Raw genomic sequence first — 19,209 nt, 5'->3', positions numbered from 1 at the left:
GCACCTGTCCTGAGTTTAGGCATTCCCCGCCTTGGTGAACATGCCTGCGTCCCGTGCCGCCATGCGCAAAGCGTTGGATTTGTTAACGGTTTCCTCAAACTCTAGCTGAGGGTCACTGTCATAAACAACGCCACCGCCCGCTTGGATATACAGCTTTTTGTCTTTCAGCACACCCGTGCGCAGCGCGATACAGATGTCCATATCGCCGCCTGATGAGAAATATCCAACACCACCGCCATAGATACCACGTTTCTCTGGCTCAAGTTCGTCGATGATTTCCATCGCGCGCACCTTGGGGGCACCAGACACAGTGCCCGCAGGCAAGCCCGCCAGCAAAGCGGACAGGGCATCTTGGTCGTCGGACAGCTCACCCACAACGTTGGACACGATGTGCATCACATGGCTATAGCGCTCGATTGTGAATTCTTCGGTGGGGTGAACTGTACCGATTTTTGAGACCTTGCCCGTGTCATTGCGTCCCAGATCCAGCAACATCAAATGTTCTGCCAGTTCCTTTTTATCCGCCAAAAGATCCAGCTCAAGCGCGGTATCTTCCGCAGGGGTGGCACCGCGTTTGCGGGTGCCCGCGATGGGGCGAATGGTGACGGTGCCGTCTTTGACTTGTACCAAGATCTCAGGCGATGCGCCGATGATTTGGAAACCGCCAAAGTTGAAAAAGAACATATAGGGCGACGGATTGGTGCGACGCAATGAGCGGTAAAGCGCGAAAGGCGGCAGCGGGAAGTCTTGGGTCCAGCGCTGCGAAGGGACAACTTGAAAAATATCGCCCGCTTTGATGTAGTCTTTCGCCTTATCGACGGCTTGTTTATAGCCCTCACGGGTGAAATTCGACACGGCCTCGGGGGCCTCATAACTTTCGCCCAAATCGTGGGATGTGCCTTCTGGTGCGCGTTCCAAATCGCGCAGCGCATCCATGACACGCTCTGCCGCTTGGGCGTAAGCGGCACGGGACGACTGGCCGGATTTGACCCAAGCAGGGGATACAACTGTGACTTCGCCTTTGACGCCGTCAAGCACAGCCACAACAGTGGGGCGCATCATCAGCGCGTCAGGGGTGCCGATAGGATCAGGGTTCACATTGGGCAGGTGTTCGACATGACGGATCATGTCGTAGCCAAGATAGCCAAACAGGCCCGCAGAGGGCGAGGGCAGTTCAGCAGGCAAATCAATTTTGCTTTCGGCAATCAAGGCCCGCAATGAGGTCAGAGGATCGGTAGTCTCAGGCGTAAAGGCGGTGGAATCAAAGCGCGCATCACGGTTGATATGTGCTGTCGTGCCATCACATTTCCACACCAGATCAGGTTTCATCCCGATGATGGAATGACGCCCGCGCACTTCGCCGCCAGTGACGGATTCAAGGATAAAACTATCCGACCGCGCGCCAGCGAGTTTAAGCATAATCGAAACAGGCGTGTCCAAATCAGCGGCCACTTTGGCATAGACCACTTGGTTTTCACCCGCCGAATAAGCGGCATCAAAGGCGTCAAACGCAGGGATGATTTTTGCCATTTGAAATGACCTTTTACTTTGGTTTTCGTGTCTTACGGCAGTTGAACGTGAATCGCGTCAACCGCAGTTTGGTTGATCGAAATGCCTTCGCGGGTGCGCAGCGCGCTTGAAAAGGCTGCGATTACGTCTTGGGCAGCACCTTGCGCGGCAGAGGCGATGTAACTGTCGGCGATGGCTGTGTTGTCTGCTGTATCTTCTGGCGGCAATACGGCATCAATCAGGGCGATGATAACCCGTCCGTCGCCTTCGATCAGTGTTGTGGCTCCGGTTGCCAAACCTGGTTCAAACACAACGTCGATAAAGCCTTCTGGCATCGTCGAGATGAAGTCTTGGCGTGTGATGGTCTCGAAAGTTTCAACGGGCAGGCCAAGATCCGCAAGCGGTGTGCCTGAGGCGACTTGGCTTTCCAGATCTTGCGCCCGCACGAGCATTTGACGGGCTGTTTCGGCCACTTCCCAATCGGCGACGACTTGGTCACGCACATCTTCAAGAGGGCTCAGCGTAGCAGGGGTTACAGAATCAAGGCGCATGGCAAAGATACCGCCATCGGACAGCTCAATGATTTCAGGGAAATCGCCCACTTCGGCGGCGCGCACTGCTGCGACAAAAGCAGAATAGGACGCGATTCCGTCTTCTGATGTGGCTGTCCAGCCCAGTTGGCCTTGCTCCATACGGGTTTCAGCGGCCACTTCTTCTAAGGTCGCACCTGAGGCCAAAAGATCATCAAGATCTTCGATCATGTCGGAAATATCGCGGCGGGCTGCGTCTGCGGCCATTTCGACCGACAAATCCGCGCGGGCCTCGTCAAAGGAAATTTCAGAAGCCTCCAAGATGCCGTTCACACGGAAAATTGCAGGGCCGAGGTCGGTATTGATCACATCCGAGACACCGGAGACCTCAAGCGCGAAAACAGCGTCGCCGGCGGGGCCAAGGTCGCTTAGAGCGACGTCACCCATGTCTGCATCAACGATATCCAAACCACGGGCTGTGATTTCGTCATCATATGTGGTCTCGCCCGCTTTTAGCCGCGCAGAGGCTGCTGCGGCGTCCTCGACTGTGCCAAAGACCAGACGCTCGACCAAGCGGCGTTCTGCTTGCACAAATTGCGCGATGTTATCGTCGTAAATCTGGCGTAGGCTGGCCTCATCCAGATCAACCTCGTCACTGATCATGGCGGGTGTGAGCCAAACATAGGTGACATTGCGCGTTTCGGGCGCGGTATAGGCGTCTGGATTGGCGTCATATTGTGCCTTGATATCCGCCTCTGTTGGCACAGGGACGCCTGTGGACAGAGCGTCATCGCCCATGGTCGCGACTGAAATCGTGCGGCGTTCGCCGATCCATTCCACAACGACATCACCGTAAATGTCAGGCATCGTCACGCCTGTCGTCAAAGCCCCTTGCAACAAAGCGCGTGATAAATCTTCGCGCAAGCCCTCTTCAAAAGACGATGGATTTTCACCGATGCGGTTTAACGAGGCTCTGTATGTGTCGGCGTCAAATGTGCCGTCCAAGCCTTGAAATGCTGGGATAGACAAAAGCTGGCTGCGCACAGCTGCGTCGCCAACAGACAGGCCAAGGCGTGCTGTTTCGCCGTCAAGTGCCGCTTGGTTGAACAATTGGTTCAACACGCGGGCAGGGATACCGATTTGTTCGGCCTGCTCAATCGACATCTGCTGGCCGATTTGCTGCTCAAAACGGCTGATCTCGTTCGTCAAAGCATTGGCATAGGTGTTTACGTCGATATCGCGATCACCGACAGAGCCGACATTGCTGATCGAGCCGCCAAAGTTGGCCGTGCCAAACCCGCCAAGGCCCACGATCAAAAGACCGAGGATACCCCAGACAACCATTTTTTTGCCGGAACCGTTTTTGCGCGCCATATCGATCTGTCTCCCATCAAACTGCGAATTGTCTAGGGGGTTCGGCGGCGGCTCGCAAGGCAGATCGGGCCAGATTAGGGCTCAATCTGTGCCAGACGATCAAAAAGCTGCGAGATTTGTGCGAGATCGGCATTGGCAAAGGCAATACGCAGGTGTTTTTCACCACCGCTATGCCCCTTTGGCATAAACATCGTACCGGGCAAGACCAAGAGTGCCGCGTTTTTGACCAACCATGGGGCAAGCTGTGATGAGGGCATATCAAACGGGTGTTCGACATAAGCAAAATAAGCACCACAGCCCCGCAAATGCCAGCCTTTGTCTGACAGCGCTTTGAAACCGTCCTCGATGGCTGCGCGTCTTGTCAATATTTCAACACGTTCTGCCGCCACCCAATCCGATAGGTTTTGCATCGCCCAAAGTGCTGTTTTTTGTGCCAATTGATTGGGGCAGATGGTGACGGTGTCTAGGTATTTTTCAACCTGTGCCAGACGTGCGGGGCTCGCGACGATTGCCCCCACGCGGTGGCCCATCATCCGGTAGACCTTGGAAAAAGAATAAAGCTGCACAACAGTTTCGCGCCAATCAGGTTGCTGGAACAGATAATGCGGCACTCCGTCGCGCGCGTCAAAATCGCGATAGGTTTCATCAATCACCAAAGCGATCCGGCGCGCTTTGGCGAGCGCATAAAATTGTGTGACCAGTTCGGCTGGATATTCAACACCGCCGGGGTTGTTGGGGCTAACCAAAACGATGGCGCGGGTGCGCGGGGTGATCAGCTTCGCCGCCGATTCCAAATCGGGTAACAGATCTGGCCCTGTCATCAAGGGGGCCACAGACACGCCATTCATATCGGCCCACATTTTGTGATTGAAATACCAAGGTGTGGGCAAAATGATCTCGTCGCCCGCCGCGCAGAGCGTCGACATCACGGCCGTGAACGCTTGGTTGCAGCCTGAGGTGATCGCCACGTCTTCGGCTTTGATTTGGCCGTGGTATTTGCTGCTCCACTGATTGGCAATCTCGCCACGCAATGCTGGCAGGCCCAAAACGTCACCATAATGATGTGCGCTGTCGTCCTCCACAGCAATGCGCGCCATTTCACGACGCAGCGCAAGGGGCGGGGCCTGTGTCGGGGCGGCTTGTGAAAGGTTGATCAAAGGCTTGTCAGCGGAAAATGAAACCCCTTCAAGCCAAGTCGATGCTTCCATGATGGGCGGCGCCATCGTGTTTTGCATTGCGGTTGAGAGCGGCAGAGGGGTCGACGATGACATGGCGATGTCCTTTTGTGGCGGATCATAGTGATTTTACGACGGCGGTGACTTACAGCTAACCTTCCTGAAACGGGTTTTCAATCACCCCAAGATTGTGCGAATTGCCGCATGATGAGCAATTCCTTTCGCGCCTCATTTGCTTGCAATTGCAGCGGAGTGCGGCGCAATTTTTATCGTGTTTGTGGTTTGAGCGCTTTGAAGTGCTCCATGTCGCACAACGTTAACTTTTCGATGGCCTGTTTGGGGGATAGTTGATCAGTCGTCGCCGCGTATTTTGAGGCCGCGACCAATCATAACAATACTTTATCGAGTTCGTGAGGTTCAACATGCTGATAAACCAGTTGATCGAGAAACTAGAATGCGCTTTGGCCTATGCAAAAGCGCAAAATATCACCTTGATGGAGGCCCTCTTAGATGAGGTCCGCGATGGGTCATATGAAATTATGCCAAGGCAAAGTGCGTTTCTTATGCGCGCGGCTTGTACGGCGGTCGAACATGTCGCCAGCGCCTTTGACCCACTGTCGAGCGCAGAAGCCGCACGATCCGCAATACAACAAGCCAAAAAGGCTGCTCTCGGCGGCTGCGCGGATTTAAATCTGGCCTAACGAGGTTTGAGTGGATCAACCATTCGTGGCGTTGCTGACTGCGCGGGGGTAAAACGCCCCTGATGGGCGCTTTAACTGTGTGGCTTTGGACCTAAATCAGTCTTTGCCTCGATAGGGTTGCACATATTGCAGCGCCATATCCCATGGGAAAAAGATCCATGTGTCTTGCGAGACTTCGGTGATAAAGGTGTCAACCTGTGGCCGGCCTTGCGGTTTGGCGTAAACGGTCGCGAAATGCGCCTGCGGATATAATTCGCGCACCAGCTCAAGCGTTTTGCCGCTGTCCACAAGATCATCAATGACCAGAATACCAGTGCCGTCGCCCATCATCTCACTGTCCGGCGCTTTGAGCACTTCGGCCGCGCCTTGGTTTTGGTGATCATAGGACTTGACCGAAATCGTATCCACAGTGCGAATGTCCAATTCGCGCGCGATGATCATCGCAGGGGCCATGCCGCCACGGGTGATCGCGACGACTGCACGCCATGCGCCCGCGTCGGGACCTTTACCATCCAGACGCCATGCCAAAGCGCGACTATCGCGGTGAATTTGATCCCAGCTGATGTGAAACCCTTTTTCGTGTGGCAAACGGTCTGTCATGTCGTGGTCCTTAGCTGAGAACGAGTTTGGCGCTGAGGGCCGCCAATAGGCCGCCAAAAACGCGATCGATGGTTGTTTTTAGAGTTAGATAGGTGCGGCGTGTGCGCTCAAGCGAAAAGAGACGCGACACGATGATATTCCAACCGCAATCGTTAATAAATATTATAGAAAGAACGGCGGGATAGACCCAAAGCGGGGGATGCGCAGGAACGAGCGTCAAAAAAATCGTTCCAAAGAACAAAGCCGGTTTCGGATTGGCCAATTGCGTGGTGATGCCAAGCCAGATCAAAGCAAGCCCCGATAAGCCCTCATAACCTTCCGGCATTTCTGTTGTCATCGGCTCTGGCGCATGTTTCCATATTTTATAGGCCAAATATCCAAGATACAGACCGCCGCAAATTTTGAGCACGGTCAAAAGAACCGGCGCGACTTGGAACAAAATGGCCAGTCCGAAAAGGGCTGCAAGGGCCCAAAAGCACGCGCCAAGCCCGATGCCGATGGCAAGATATGCGCCCTTAAGCATGCCGTCGCGCAGGGCTGTGCGCGCCGCCAATAAAACAGCCGGCCCCGGCGAAATCGCCGCGGCCAGATGTATAAAGTAAAATGCGACAAGCGCCGCCAGTGTCACGGTCTAGCCCTTGGTGATGTCAGGTGCGTCAACGGCTTTCATGCCGACAACGTGGTAGCCCGCATCAACGTGATGCGTCTCGCCTGTGACGCCCGCGCCCAGATCAGACAAGAGGTACAAAGCTGAGCCACCGACATCGTCAATGGTCACATTGCGGCGCAATGGCGAATTGTATTCGTTCCATTTCATAATGTAGCGGAAATCGCCAATGCCAGAGGCGGCGAGTGTCTTGATTGGTCCCGCAGAGATGGAATTGACGCGAATGCCGTCTTTGCCCAAATCTTCGGCCAAATAGCGCACTGAGGCTTCCAACGCGGCTTTGGCCACGCCCATAACATTGTAATGCGGCATCACACGTTCCGCGCCATAATAGGTCATGGTCAGCATAGAACCGCCATCGGTCATCAGTGTCGCGGCGCGCTGTGCCACGGCGGTGAAGGAATAGACCGAAATATCCATCGTCAGGTTAAAATTGTCGCGGGTAGTGTCAACGTAACGCCCACGCAATTCGCCTTTGTCGGAAAAGCCGATGGCATGCACGATGAAATCGATCTTACCCCATTTTTCCTTGATCTGTGCAAAAAGCGCATCGATTGAGGCGCCGTCAGACACATCGCAAGGCACGACAAAGTCAGAGCCGAGTTTTTCCGCCAAAGGATCAACGCGTTTTTTCAGTTGTTCGCCTTGGTATGAAAAGCAAAGCTCTGCGCCATGCTCGGCCAGTGCCTTGGCGATGCCCCAAGCGATTGATTTGTCGTTGGCAAGGCCCATGATCAGACCGCGTTTTCCGTCCATAAGTTTTGTCATGGTCGGTTCTCCCACCTATATGCTGCGTTTGTGCTGCGTTTGTGCTGCGTTTGGTATAGGCTTTATGCGGTTTGGCCCGCGCTATCAAGCCTGTGGTTTTGACATACGGCTGACATACATATGTGTCGTGCACTATATATGTGGTGAAATGCCCCGTGATATGCGGCCAAGTCCCCAGCGTTTGATCCGTCCCCTTGTTGTGGCGCGGGCGACAGGATATTCCACTGGTATCATGCAAAGGAGATCAGCCCATGGACGTCAAACGCAGTGGTATTTTCAAAGGCGATAATCCGTTCGAGATCGCGCGTACTTGGCTCGCTGAGGCCACCGCAACTGAAGTGAATGATCCCAATGCCATCGCTTTGTCGACAGTGGACACGGAGGGTATGCCCAATGCGCGTATGGTGCTGCTCAAAGCGATCGAAGATGATGCTTTCGTGTTTTTCACAAATTATGAAAGCGTCAAAGCCGGTGAGATAGAAACCGCAGGCAAAGCCGCTTTTGTAATGCATTGGAAAACTTTGCAGCGCCAAATTCGGGTGCGCGGTAAAATTATGCGCGAAAGTGACGAGGCTTCTGATCTTTACTACAAATCGCGTGCGCTTGGCAGTCGCATTGGCGCTTGGGCCTCTGCGCAGTCGCGCCCTTTGGCGTCCAAGGCTTCACTCATGGAAGCTGTTGCCAAACAAGGCCTGAAGCATGGACCAAACCCCAAGCGCCCGCCGTTCTGGGGCGGCTATCGTATCGTGCCAACCGAAATCGAATTTTGGGCGGCTGGGGACTTTCGGCTTCATGACCGATTCCGTTGGACTCGGGCGACTGAGGCTGATTCGTGGTCCGTTTCATTGCTTAACCCTTAGGCTTACGTAGGGTAAATTTGTCGTTTGGGTAAGTAATGTTACCATAACAACTAAAAGACAGGTCCTTCGCACCTTGATCCTGCGTGCAGTTTGTCGCACCTTATCCTCGGGATGAGGGGCAAGTGCCCCAAAATATTTGAAAGCGCATGTTGCGCCTTCAAAAGAGATGGGAAATATGAGCGACAATAATTTAGAAAAAATGGTGGCCGGACAGGTAAAATGGTTCGACCCTGCAAGAGGATTTGGTTTTGTCGTCGCAGATGACGGCGGCCCTGATATTTTGCTACATGCCAATGTCCTAAGGGTCTTTGGTCAAAGCACTGTTGCCGATGCTGCCAATATTCGGCTGACCGTGCAAGAAACAGATCGGGGCATTCAAGCCATAGAAGTTCTATCGATCGAGCCACCTTTGGCATCCGTTGGACCGTCACTGGAAGACCTTGAACATCTGGAAGGCGCGGATCTGGACACGCCGCTTGAACCGGCACGGGTCAAGTGGTTCGATAAGGGTAAGGGATTCGGATTCGCCAATGTCTTTGGCAAATCTGATGATATTTTTGTTCACGTCGAAGTTTTACGTCGTTCTGGACTGGCCGATCTTATGCCAGGTGAAGCCGTAGCACTGCGTGTCATCGATGGGCGCAGAGGTCGCATGGCAGCACAGGTGATCGCCTGGGATGTGGCGGCGCGTGATGATTCTGGGGCAGGGTATGCCGAAGACGTCGCTTTGGAGCTACACGCGAATGCAGAGTAATTCTTTTAAATCTTTTAGGGCTGCACAATGTGTGGCCCTTTTTTCTGCGTGCTCGGTTCTGTCTGTGCGTGAGTGGTTTTATCGCCTGCCTGTGACGCAACGGTCTGCATCCAAGCCACAGAAAGCCAGCCTGTGCCTTGCTGCGGCTTTGGCGGTGTTCGCAGCCAGCACGGGGCGGGCCGAGGCTCTGTCATGCGATGCGGACCATGTTGTCATCGAAACTCAAAGCGGGTCTCATACCTTTTCCGTTGATGTGGCCGATGATGCAGCAGAACGCGCCCGTGGATTGATGTTTGTTGAGGCGATGGATGAGGATGCAGGGATGTTATTCGTCTATCCCAAACCGCGGCCTGTAAACTTTTGGATGAAGAACACATTGATTCCCCTCGATATGATTTTCACAGATCAGAGCGGCACCATCGTCTCGATCCATGAAAATGCCATTCCTCATGACGAAACTGCAATTTTTGGTGGAGAGGCTGTTTTTTCTGTTTTGGAGATAAATGCCGGTGTTTCTAAGGCCAAAAGCATCGCAATTGGCGACGTGCTTTTGCATCCGGCTTACGATTTTTACACTTCTTTGCCCTGTGATGCAAAATAGGGGTTTTCATCCCCAATCACTGCCCTTATAGAACCCTCAGTCGGGGCGTAGCGCAGCCTGGTAGCGCGACGGTTTTGGGTACCGTAGGCCGCAAGTTCGAATCTTGCCGTCCCGACCATTTACTAAATATACGATATGCAAAGCGCATTGGACCTCTAGAGGCTCAAGGCGCTTTTTGCGTTTCGGGCATCGGTTCCCACTAGATGCTGTGGTCATTGCCTGCGTTCGCACCTTTTTGGCCTTAGCAGAATCGTTACATTTCAATTCTTTGATTCGTCAAAATGAACGCAATTTAAGGTTGTGCTTGTCTGGTTTTGAAAATCTTAAGAATAGGTCTAATTTTTGATGGAGAATGTGTAGTTTTCCCTTAATTTTAAGAAATTCAGAGCCTTACAACGGCGACCTCACCATATATGGCTACTATATGTTGTGTGCTTATTGATTGTGCAGCATAGGGTTGTTTTGACCCCAATCATCCTTTTTTATCCCATGTACTTATCCACAAGCTTTCAGCCAATTGGTTAAACTGTGTCGGCAAAGCCCTAGAAATAAAAGAGATTTGTATTAACGCTGACGGATGCGAATCGATGTGCCCTGTGGGTGAAATCCGTCAATAAGAAAGAGGTTGCCTAAGTGCTAATTTTGGCGTTGACCGAACGGGGTATAACGCTGCACATTGTGCTGGTCGGTTGGCGAGATACTATATTTAGTGGCTCAATGGCGGTCAGGGACAAGAGGCGATCAACAAGAGACGATCAGATCAAAAAGAGACGATCAAATGTATCTTTGAAACAATAACTCTAGGCGGTGCCAAACACGATATGGCGTTACCGGAATTAGAGACTGTCAAAGATTTAGACCTGTTGGACGACACTCGCACATACTACCCAAGGGCTTGGCCTTTGACTGGATTTGTAATTCTCACAGGTCCAGCGTGGAATCGGTTTGCCGATTTTTGCGATGTTTCCCTGACGCTTTTGACCTGAGTGATCGCGATTGATGGCAAGGCGAGCTGCTTCATTCAGCTCAAAGGTATGAAATTCAGGGTCAAAAGGCCCGCCGCACCAGCGTCACAAGGCTCTGGTGACGCGTAAAACAGTAAGTTGAATACGGGGCAGTTATCCATGAAGATCGAACGCAAATTCACTAAGTCTGGGTCAGATGCATATGCCGATATGGCGTTTCAAAAGACGTCTTCGGAAATCCGAAATCCAGATGGCACTGTTGTGTTCAAACTTGATGAATGTGAAATCCCCGCCAATTGGAGCCAAGTGGCCTCAGATGTGATTGCGCAAAAATACTTTCGCAAAGCGGGTGTGCCCACCGCGTTGAAGCGGATCAAAGAAAAGGGCGTTCCGTCGTTCTTGTGGAAATCCGCGCCTGATGAAGCGGCTCTCGCGAAATTGCCCGAAGCTGAGCGCTTTGGAGGGGAGACCTCTGCCAAGCAGGTGTTCGACCGTTTGGCGGGTGCTTGGACGTATTGGGGCTGGAAGGGTGGCTATTTCACCTCTGAAGATGACGCACGCGCTTACTTTGACGAAATGCGTTTCATGTTGGCGGGCCAAATGGCTGCGCCGAATTCACCGCAGTGGTTTAACACGGGTCTGCATTGGGCTTATGGCATTGATGGACCGGGCCAAGGTCACCATTATGTGGACCATGAGACTGGCGTTTTGACGCGGTCCACGTCAGCCTATGAGCACCCACAACCACACGCCTGTTTCATCCAATCGGTATCCGACGATTTGGTTGGTGATGGCGGCATCATGGATCTTTGGGTGCGTGAAGCGCGCTTGTTTAAATACGGTTCTGGCACAGGCACCAACTTTTCGTCCCTGCGCGGCTCTGACGAGGCGCTCTCAGGCGGTGGCAAATCCTCTGGCCTTATGGGGTTCCTGAAAATCGGTGACCGTGCGGCTGGTGCGATCAAATCAGGCGGCACAACGCGCCGTGCGGCCAAGATGGTGATCTGTGATATGGATCACCCTGATGTGGAAGAGTTCATCAACTGGAAAGTCATCGAAGAGCAAAAAGTGGCCTCAATCGTCGCTGGCTCAAAAATGCATGAGCGCCAGTTGAACGAGATTTTCGACGCGATTGGCACATGGGATGGCGCCGAAGAAGATGCCTTTACCCCAGCGAAAAACCCGGCACTGAAAGCAGCGATCAAAGAAGCGAAAAAAGTTTGTATCCCAGAGACTTATGTCAAACGCGTTTTGGATTACGCCAAGCAGGGCTACGCCAAAATCGAATTCCCAACATATGATACTGATTGGGATTCCGAAGCCTACGCCTCTGTATCGGGTCAAAATTCGAACAACTCTGTGCGGGTCACGGACGCCTTCTTGAAAGCGGTGAAAGATGACGCGGATTGGGAATTGATCCGCCGTACTGATGGCTCGGTCGCCAAAACCGTGCGCGCCCGTGATTTATGGCAAGACGTCGGCCACGCCGCTTGGGCCTGTGCCGATCCTGGCATCCAGTTCCACGATACAGTCAACGCATGGCATACCTGCCCAGAAGACGGCGCGATCCGTGGATCAAACCCCTGTTCTGAGTACATGTTCTTGGATGACACGGCCTGTAACTTGGCCTCGATGAATTTGCTGACGTTCTTGAAAAGCGATGGGTTCGACGCCGAAAGCTACATGCATGCCACACGCCTTTGGACGCTGACGCTTGAGATTTCGGTGATGATGGCGCAGTTCCCGTCCAAAGAGATCGCGCAGCGGTCCTATGATTTCCGCACCTTGGGTCTTGGCTATGCCAATATCGGCGGGTTGTTGATGAACATGGGCCATGGTTACGATTCCGATGAGGGCCGTGCGCTGACGGGCGCTTTGACCGCGATCATGACGGGTGTGTCCTATGCGACCTCTGCTGAGATTGCGGGCGAACTGGGTGCCTTTTCCAAATTCGAGAAAAACCGCGCGCACATGCTGCGGGTCATTCGCAATCACCGTACGGCGGCTTACGGCAAATCCACTGGCTATGAGGGGTTGGATATCAAACCTGTGCCTCTGGATCACGCCAATTGCCCTGATGCGTCTTTGATTGAACTGTCCAAAACAGCTTGGGACGAGGCGCTGGAGTTGGGTGAGAAACACGGCTTCCGCAATGCGCAGGTGTCAGTGATTGCCCCAACAGGCACCATCGGCTTGGTGATGGACTGTGACACCACAGGCATCGAGCCAGATTTCGCCTTGGTGAAATTCAAAAAGCTTGCTGGGGGTGGCTACTTTAAAATCATCAACCGGTCTGTGCCTGCCGCGCTGGCCAAACAGGGCTATGCCTCCAGTCAAATCGAAGAAATCGTATCCTATGCTGTGGGGCATGGGTCTATCGGCAATGCGCCGGGCATCAATCACACGTCATTGATTGGTCACGGGTTTGGCAAAGAGCAGATCAAAAAGATCGAAGCTGCATTGCCGTCCGCTTTTGATATTCGTTTTGTGTTCAACCAATGGACTTTGGGTGAAGATTTCTGCACGGGCACGCTGGGCATCCCCGCAGAAAAACTTAATGATCCATCATTTGATTTGCTGCGCTCGCTCGGTTTCAGCAAGGCTGAGATTGAGGCGGCCAATGACCATGTCTGTGGGACGATGACCCTAGAGGGCGCGCCACATCTGAAAAAAGAACATTACAGCATCTTTGATTGTGCCAATGCCTGCGGAAAAAAAGGTCAGCGTTATCTGTCTGTTGAAAGCCACATCACAATGATGGCGGCAGCGCAGTCCTTTATCTCTGGCGCAATTTCCAAAACCATCAACATGGCCAATGACGGCACGATCGAAGATTGTCTGGCCGCATATGAGTTGTCATGGTCTTTGGGCATCAAAGCCAATGCGCTTTACCGTGACGGATCAAAGCTGTCGCAACCATTGGCCGCCGCTTTGATCGAAGACGACGAGGAAGCCGAAGAAATTCTGGCCTCAGGATCAACTCAAGAAAAAGCGCAGGTGCTGGCCGAAAAGATCATCGAAAAAGTGATCATCAAAGAGGTTGCTCGTGGCCGTGAAAAACTGCCATCGCGCCGCAAAGGCTACACACAGAAATCTATCGTTGGCGGGCATAAAGTGTACCTGCGCACCGGTGAATACCAAGACGGCAACTTGGGCGAAATCTTTATCGATATGCACAAAGAGGGCGCTGGATTCCGTGCGATGATGAACAACTTCGCTATCGCGGTCTCTGTTGGCCTGCAATATGGCGTGCCGCTCGAAGAGTTCGTTGATGCCTTTACTTTTACCAAATTCGAACCCGCTGGCATGGTGCAGGGCAACGACAGCATCAAAAATGCGACATCGATTTTGGATTACATCTTCCGTGAATTGGCTGTGTCCTACTTGGACCGCACCGATTTGGCCCATGTGAAACCCGAAGGTCATGCTTTCGACGATCTGGGCCGTGGCGAAGAAGAAGGCGTGTCCAATGTACGCTCTCCGTCTGAAAACGCTTCTGCCAAATCGATTGAGGTGCTCAAGCAGATTTCCTCAACGGGTTACTTGCGCAAGCGGATGCCACAAGAATTGGTCGTGCTGCAAGGCGGGGTAGGGGCCGCGGCGTTTGATGGCTCTATCGATCCGCAAGTGGCATTGAACACATTGGTGCCGGAAACGGCAATGTCGCCGGCAAGCACCACAGCAGTGTCGTCTGGCACAGTGGCCAGCAGCGCGACATCGCTTGATCTGCGCTCCAAAGCGAAAATGCAGGGCTATGAAGGCGATCCATGTGGCGAATGTGGCAACTACACGCTCGTGCGCAACGGAACCTGTATGAAATGTAATACGTGCGGCGGCACTTCGGGCTGTAGCTAAGGAATATGATGATGGAATTGGTTTTTGATATCGCTGGACAGCATTGTGTTGCAGATCATGTGCAAATGCGTGGCAACACCATCGAGGCAAATTTTGCCGCTGGTGTCGAGGCGACATTGGCGGATGCTTTTGCGGGCAGTCACACTGTGTCGATCATGGGCATCCCTGCGCTGTCAGTGACCTATTCCGTCCAAGACTTTCAGTCAGATGGCATTGATGGCTGTACGGCGGTTTTTTCTGTGAACAGCAGCGCAGGGCGCGTGCTGCACTGATTTGAAATTTGCGGTGCCCCTTAATCGGGGCGCAGCAAGGATGGGGGTGCAGTCTTTTTAAAGGACCGCCCTCGTTAAAGGGTCACATGACCCCAGTTTCCGGAGCGGATGCGTTCGCTCCCGGCGTTGATCAGGCCACAGGCAAAAACACTAGTGGGCAGTAATCAATGATGAGCCTGATCAGCGAACCTCAGGGGGGCCGAAAGGTCCCCCGCTTTTTTGATTTTATGTAAAAAAACGCTGGCTAGGCTGTGATAGCCTGTATTCGCGGTGATGCGCTGGCCTGCAACAAAGATCTAGAAATCTCAGGTGCGTTTTGGGCCTCGACAAGTCGAAGATTTGTACACCCGCGAAATTCGCCGAATGTCACCAGGCTAAAGGTGACCAAATCACCAACTTCAAGCGTTTCTGAATCATTTAGATTTATGTCTGCCGAAGACGCATATCCCAGTTTGTCGCTGTCGTCGCACCAGACTATGGCATTTTTCTTATCAGAATCGTACCACAGTATTAATCCGTACATAAATTTTGTTCCAATACGTTACTCTAAATCGGCCACCAATTAGTCTGCCAATTTTTGCACGCGCCACATCTATGCTAAATCCCTAAATATGTGTCTTGCCGCCACGACACTTGACGCTGATTAGCGTCAATTTTTGTCTCCTGTAAACGTCATTCTTGATTTTCACTTGGGTTGCCGTAAGGTGAACTTGTAGGGATAAGCGCTTTTATTAAAAAGACTCTGACCTGCATCAGCTTTACGGTTTGGTAAGTGTTTGAGCAGTGGGGGGCAAGTTTTGCCTGATAAGACAGATGGCAATCTAACGCAGCGCGCCGATCGAGTGCAGTTACGCGCGATCTTTGGTGCCAATCTGCGCACCTTAAGCGCCAGCGCTTTGTCCATCGCAGAGCTGTGTCGCGATCTCGGGATAAATCGCACCCAATTCAATAGGTATTTGTCGGGGGAAGCCTTCCCGCGTCCCGATGTTTTGGACCAAATTTGTCGATATTTTGGTGTTGATGCGCGCATATTGCTTGAACCTTTGGAGACACAATCCAACAAGGCAGGACAGGGCTATGCTCCGTTGATGCTTGATCGAAGTGGTCGAGATGACATGGATCGTGTCATGGCTGCGCCTGATATAGATTTCGCGCGGATGCCCCTTGGACCGTGCTTGCTGTATTGGCGTTCTTTTCTCAAGAAAGACTATCTGTCCGTCAATATGGGCTTAAGCGTGGTGCGACCCGATGGCAAAGTAGGTATGATATCGATCATGCCGCGTAAGATTGCGCATGCTATAGGTCTTTCAGTGCGTCTCAAAGACCGCCGTCGCATCGGCGAAATGTATCAACATCCTACGGGTGTTTCTTTTGCACTCAGGACGCAAGGTACGGGGCTTCGGCAATTCGCCTTCATGGAATACAGCTATATGGGCAATGCGGACATATATGCTGGCGAATGTATGAATACATTGCGATTTGGACACCTTGGGCGGATTTCAGATCTCATTTTGATGGAACGGCTCAAGCCAACACGTGCTGCGATGATCGCAGCGCGACGTCAAATTGGCTATAAATCCATCATGGATATGAAGCCCGTCATACAGGGGTATTTTACGCAAGCTGATACTTAAAGTTTACGCTTGAAGATCGGACAAAGGGCGCAACACCTGTGCGATGTGCGCCCTTTTTGTCTGCTTCTATGCCTTTAGAGGGGGCGTGACTTTATGCGTTGCTGCCGCGCCCGAGGGCTGCGACACCCGTGCGCGCGATCTCGATCAAGCCCAAAGGTCGCATCAAATCAGCGAAAGCATCGATTTTCTCAGAGGTGCCCGTCATTTCAAACACAAAGCTCGACAAAGTGCTATCGACCACATTGGCACGGAAAATCTCCGCCAAGCGCAGCGCTTCGATCCGCTTGTCGCCAGTGCCGCTAACTTTGAACAAAGCCAGTTCACGCTCGACAGATGCGCCTTCGACGGTCAAATCATGCACGTCATGCACGGGCACGATGCGGCCCAGCTGTGCTTTGATTTGCACGATCACGTTGGGCGTGCCTGTGGTGACGATGGTGATGCGCGACCGATGACCCGCTTGGTCCACTTCGGCCACAGTAAGGCTTTCGATATTGTATCCACGGCCCGAAAACAGACCGATCACACGCGCTAAAACACCCGGTTCGTTTTCGACCAAAACGGCCAGAGTGTGTTTCTCGATGATCTCGCCGTTGGGATCACGTAGGTCATAGGCGGAATGGCTTGTAGAGCCTTTTTTGATATGAAGTGCAGACATGTTGCGTCTCCCTTACCCAGCACAATTCAGTGTGGCGTCAAATGTGTTGATCTCACCGCGTTTGGTGAGGGTGCGGACGGCGCAGCCAGACGCGGATTCTATTGCCGCGCGCGCGCTCTCTTCGAGCACTGCAAAGTTGAGCCGTCCAGTGTGGTAATTGCGGGCAACGGCTGTTGTGCCGTCATGCGTGACCTGAAATGTAAATCCGCCACGCGTCACTTCGACGGCTTCCCCAGATGACATGCAGCCTGTTAGGGCGAGTGTCGCGAGGGCCGCTGCCAAAGTGATGCGAAGCTGGGCCATCATCAAACCAAAACCGCGCCGTCGGATTTGATCGCATCCGCAGTGGATGCATCGCCGAGCAGCATTTCATTGTGAGGCTTGCCTGATGGGATCATCGGGAAACAGTTTTCATGTTTCTCGACCAAACAATCCATAATCACCGGACCATCATATTTGATCATTTCCATCAACGCGTCGTCCAAATCTTTAACGTCAGACACTTGAATACCTTTCGCGCCAAAAGCTTCGGCCAATTTTACGAAATCAGGCAGGCTTTCAGACCAAGAGTTGGAATAACGCTCGCCGTGCAGCAGCTCTTGCCATTGGCGCACCATGCCCAGACGTTCATTGTTCATGATGAACTGTTTCACGGGCAGATTGTATTGCATCGCCGTGCCCATTTCTTGCATGTTCATCAACCATGACGCTTCGCCGGCGACGTTGATCACAAGGCTGTCAGGATGCGCCATTTGAACGCCGATGGAGGCAGGGAAGCCATAGCCCATCGTGCCCAAACCACCGGATGTCATCCAGCGATTGGGGTCTTCAAAGTTCAAATACTGCGCCGCCCACATTTGGTGTTGGCCCACTTCTGTGGTGATGTAGCGATCCATGCCTTTGGTCAGCTCTTCAAGACGTTGCAACGCATATTGCGGCTTAATGATGGAACCGGTTTGCGTGTAAGACAGGCAACGCACTTCGCGCCACTCATTAATCTGTTTGGTCCATTTGCCGATGTTTTGCGTTTTGCGTCCGCGTGATTTCCACACTTTAAGCACGTCTTCCAAAACATGGGCCACGTCGCCAACGATTGGCAGATCAACTTGGATCACCTTGTTCAAAGACGAAGGATCGATATCAACATGGATCTTTTTCGAATTCGGCGAAAAGGCATCTAGACGACCGGTGATGCGGTCATCAAAGCGCGCGCCGATGTTGATCATCAGATCGCAGTCGTGCATCGCCATGTTGGCTTCATACAATCCGTGCATGCCCAGCATACCCAGCCAATGCTTGCCAGAGGCAGGATAGCAGCCAAGTCCCATCAAGGTGGATGTGATCGGAAAGCCCGTCGCGTCAACCAGTTCGCGCAGCAATTGCGAGGCCGCGGGGCCAGAGTTGATAACGCCGCCACCGGTATAAAATACAGGGCGCTCGGCTTTTTCGATCATCGCAACCAGATCATTGATATCTTCGATGGGGGCCTTTTTCTTAGGCTGGTAATGGCTGACGCGGGCTTTGGTGGGGCTGACGTAAGCGCCATCCGCGAATTGCACGTCTTTTGGCAGGTCGATCAAAACCGGACCAGGGCGGCCGGACGTGGCCACATGAAACGCTTGGTGAATGGTGTCGGCCAAGGCGTCCGTGTCTTTCACCAACCAGTTGTGTTTGGTGCAAGGACGCGTGATGCCCACGGTGTCGGCCTCTTGGAAACCGTCGGTGCCGATCATAAAAGTAGGCACCTGACCTGAGAACACCACCAAAGGAATAGAGTCGAGCAAAGCATCCGTCAAACCGGTCACAGCATTTGTCGCACCGGGACCAGATGTCACCAGCGCAACGCCAACTTTACCAGTGGAGCGAGCATAGCCTTCGGCGGCATGAATCGCCGCTTGTTCGTGGCGTACAAGCACGTGTTTGATGTCGTTTTGCTGAAAAATAGCATCGTAAACCGGAAGCACAGCGCCCCCGGGGTAGCCAAAGATTGTGTCCACACCCTGATCTCTCAGGGCTTGAACTACCATTTCCGCTCCGGTCATTTGCCGTGTCATCGTATTCTCCGTATTCCGCGTCTTAACGTTGCTTGCGTCATTCTTAGTGTTTGTCGTCGTCAATGAAGTGTCTGGTCTGTGGGGCAGGGATCGCGCCCTTATATGCATGGGTTGAAAGCGGGTCTAAGGCATCAAGCGCCCAGAATAAACCCAGATAAACCCCAATGGCATCCCATAAAAAAACCCCCGAAATTCGGGGGCGCATGGGAACCATTATGGTCAACCGTTACCG

16 protein-coding genes and 1 tRNA gene are annotated in these 19,209 nt (G+C 52.8%); 8 read left to right on the top strand and 9 right to left on the bottom strand.

Annotated features, from left to right (window positions below; all coding sequences use genetic code 11):
• Positions 1-15: 15 nt before the first annotated feature.
• The 3 genes from trpE to KO497_RS09300 form a co-directional block, all read right to left on the bottom strand.
• The gene (gene trpE, locus KO497_RS09310) at positions 16-1,530 is read right to left on the bottom strand and encodes an anthranilate synthase component I (RefSeq protein ID WP_215943695.1); all 1,515 of its coding nucleotides are present in this window, start codon (positions 1,528-1,530) and stop codon (positions 16-18) included.
• A 32-nt stretch (positions 1,531-1,562) separates the two neighbouring features.
• Complete coding sequence (locus KO497_RS09305) at positions 1,563-3,413, bottom strand: peptidyl-prolyl cis-trans isomerase (RefSeq protein ID WP_215943694.1); 1,851 nt, start codon at positions 3,411-3,413, stop codon at positions 1,563-1,565.
• 74 nt (positions 3,414-3,487) lie between these two features.
• On the bottom strand, positions 3,488-4,684 hold the full coding sequence (locus tag KO497_RS09300; protein WP_215943693.1) for an aminotransferase: 1,197 nt from the start codon (positions 4,682-4,684) through the stop codon (positions 3,488-3,490).
• A 326-nt stretch (positions 4,685-5,010) separates the two neighbouring features.
• On the opposite strand from KO497_RS09300, the gene KO497_RS09295 reads away from it, so the two are divergent.
• Positions 5,011-5,289 (top strand): hypothetical protein, encoded by a 279-nt coding sequence (locus KO497_RS09295; protein WP_215943692.1) that lies wholly within the window; start codon positions 5,011-5,013, stop codon positions 5,287-5,289.
• Positions 5,290-5,385: 96 nt separating this feature from the next.
• Here the strand turns inward: KO497_RS09295 and gpt are convergent, their stop codons facing one another.
• The 3 genes from gpt to fabI are packed head-to-tail and all read right to left on the bottom strand — an operon-like array spanning position 5,386 to position 7,324.
• Positions 5,386-5,889: a xanthine phosphoribosyltransferase gene (gpt, locus tag KO497_RS09290; RefSeq protein ID WP_215943691.1), complete on the bottom strand. Its 504-nt coding sequence runs from the start codon at positions 5,887-5,889 to the stop codon at positions 5,386-5,388.
• A 10-nt stretch (positions 5,890-5,899) separates the two neighbouring features.
• Positions 5,900-6,517 (bottom strand): LysE family translocator, encoded by a 618-nt coding sequence (locus KO497_RS09285; protein ID WP_215943690.1) that lies wholly within the window; start codon positions 6,515-6,517, stop codon positions 5,900-5,902.
• A 3-nt stretch (positions 6,518-6,520) separates the two neighbouring features.
• Positions 6,521-7,324, bottom strand: coding sequence for an enoyl-ACP reductase FabI (gene fabI, locus KO497_RS09280; RefSeq protein ID WP_215943689.1), 804 nt, complete (start codon positions 7,322-7,324; stop codon positions 6,521-6,523).
• A gap of 251 nt (positions 7,325-7,575) precedes the next feature.
• Here fabI and pdxH point away from each other — a divergent pair, with 251 nt between their 5' ends.
• From pdxH to KO497_RS09245, 7 genes are all read left to right on the top strand, one after another.
• Entirely contained in the window at positions 7,576-8,184 is a 609-nt protein-coding gene (gene pdxH, locus KO497_RS09275) for a pyridoxamine 5'-phosphate oxidase (RefSeq protein ID WP_215943688.1), read from the top strand.
• A 175-nt stretch (positions 8,185-8,359) separates the two neighbouring features.
• A complete protein-coding gene (locus KO497_RS09270) occupies positions 8,360-8,938 on the top strand; it encodes a cold-shock protein (RefSeq protein WP_215943687.1) in 579 nt (192 codons plus the stop codon).
• Positions 8,939-8,969: 31 nt separating this feature from the next.
• Positions 8,970-9,539, top strand: coding sequence for a DUF192 domain-containing protein (locus KO497_RS09265; protein WP_354668104.1), 570 nt, complete (start codon positions 8,970-8,972; stop codon positions 9,537-9,539).
• A 41-nt stretch (positions 9,540-9,580) separates the two neighbouring features.
• Positions 9,581-9,657: transfer RNA gene (locus tag KO497_RS09260), tRNA-Pro, on the top strand.
• 1,006 nt (positions 9,658-10,663) lie between these two features.
• Positions 10,664-14,359, top strand: a complete 3,696-nt coding sequence (locus tag KO497_RS09255; RefSeq protein ID WP_215943685.1) for a vitamin B12-dependent ribonucleotide reductase — start codon at positions 10,664-10,666, stop codon at positions 14,357-14,359.
• A gap of 11 nt (positions 14,360-14,370) precedes the next feature.
• Positions 14,371-14,631, top strand: a complete 261-nt coding sequence (locus KO497_RS09250) for a hypothetical protein (protein ID WP_215943684.1) — start codon at positions 14,371-14,373, stop codon at positions 14,629-14,631.
• Positions 14,632-15,428: 797 nt separating this feature from the next.
• Positions 15,429-16,265, top strand: coding sequence for a helix-turn-helix domain-containing protein (locus tag KO497_RS09245; protein ID WP_252729595.1), 837 nt, complete (start codon positions 15,429-15,431; stop codon positions 16,263-16,265).
• Positions 16,266-16,356: 91 nt separating this feature from the next.
• Here the strand turns inward: KO497_RS09245 and ilvN are convergent, their stop codons facing one another.
• The 3 genes from ilvN to KO497_RS09230 are packed head-to-tail and all read right to left on the bottom strand — an operon-like array spanning position 16,357 to position 18,977.
• Positions 16,357-16,923: an acetolactate synthase small subunit gene (gene ilvN, locus KO497_RS09240; protein WP_215943683.1), complete on the bottom strand. Its 567-nt coding sequence runs from the start codon at positions 16,921-16,923 to the stop codon at positions 16,357-16,359.
• A gap of 12 nt (positions 16,924-16,935) precedes the next feature.
• Complete coding sequence (locus KO497_RS09235; RefSeq protein ID WP_215943682.1) at positions 16,936-17,229, bottom strand: hypothetical protein; 294 nt, start codon at positions 17,227-17,229, stop codon at positions 16,936-16,938.
• Complete coding sequence (locus KO497_RS09230; protein ID WP_215943681.1) at positions 17,229-18,977, bottom strand: acetolactate synthase 3 large subunit; 1,749 nt, start codon at positions 18,975-18,977, stop codon at positions 17,229-17,231. The genes KO497_RS09235 and KO497_RS09230 overlap by 1 nt, the downstream gene beginning before the upstream one ends.
• Between the last annotated feature and the right edge of the window lie 232 nt (positions 18,978-19,209).

It is taken from the genome of Pacificibacter marinus (assembly GCF_018860665.1).
Taxonomy (GTDB): domain Bacteria; phylum Pseudomonadota; class Alphaproteobacteria; order Rhodobacterales; family Rhodobacteraceae; genus Celeribacter; species Celeribacter marinus_A.
The sequence above is the reverse complement of the archived record's forward strand: the minus strand, read 5'-3'. Positions and strand labels throughout refer to the sequence as shown.

Bases quoted from the DNA above. Each gene is read 5' to 3' on its own strand.
- trpE (WP_215943695.1), bottom strand. From the start codon at position 1,530: ATGGCAAAAATCATCCCTGCGTTTGACGCCTTTGATGCCGCTTATTCG.
- KO497_RS09305 (WP_215943694.1), bottom strand. From the start codon at position 3,413: ATGGCGCGCAAAAACGGTTCCGGCAAAAAAATGGTTGTCTGGGGTATC.
- KO497_RS09300 (WP_215943693.1), bottom strand. From the start codon at position 4,684: ATGTCATCGTCGACCCCTCTGCCGCTCTCAACCGCAATGCAAAACACG.
- KO497_RS09295 (WP_215943692.1), top strand. From the start codon at position 5,011: ATGCTGATAAACCAGTTGATCGAGAAACTAGAATGCGCTTTGGCCTAT.
- gpt (WP_215943691.1), bottom strand. From the start codon at position 5,889: ATGACAGACCGTTTGCCACACGAAAAAGGGTTTCACATCAGCTGGGAT.
- fabI (WP_215943689.1), bottom strand. From the start codon at position 7,324: ATGACAAAACTTATGGACGGAAAACGCGGTCTGATCATGGGCCTTGCC.
- pdxH (WP_215943688.1), top strand. From the start codon at position 7,576: ATGGACGTCAAACGCAGTGGTATTTTCAAAGGCGATAATCCGTTCGAG.
- KO497_RS09270 (WP_215943687.1), top strand. From the start codon at position 8,360: ATGAGCGACAATAATTTAGAAAAAATGGTGGCCGGACAGGTAAAATGG.
- KO497_RS09255 (WP_215943685.1), top strand. From the start codon at position 10,664: ATGAAGATCGAACGCAAATTCACTAAGTCTGGGTCAGATGCATATGCC.
- KO497_RS09250 (WP_215943684.1), top strand. From the start codon at position 14,371: ATGGAATTGGTTTTTGATATCGCTGGACAGCATTGTGTTGCAGATCAT.
- ilvN (WP_215943683.1), bottom strand. From the start codon at position 16,923: ATGTCTGCACTTCATATCAAAAAAGGCTCTACAAGCCATTCCGCCTAT.
- KO497_RS09235 (WP_215943682.1), bottom strand. From the start codon at position 17,229: ATGATGGCCCAGCTTCGCATCACTTTGGCAGCGGCCCTCGCGACACTC.
- KO497_RS09230 (WP_215943681.1), bottom strand. From the start codon at position 18,977: ATGACACGGCAAATGACCGGAGCGGAAATGGTAGTTCAAGCCCTGAGA.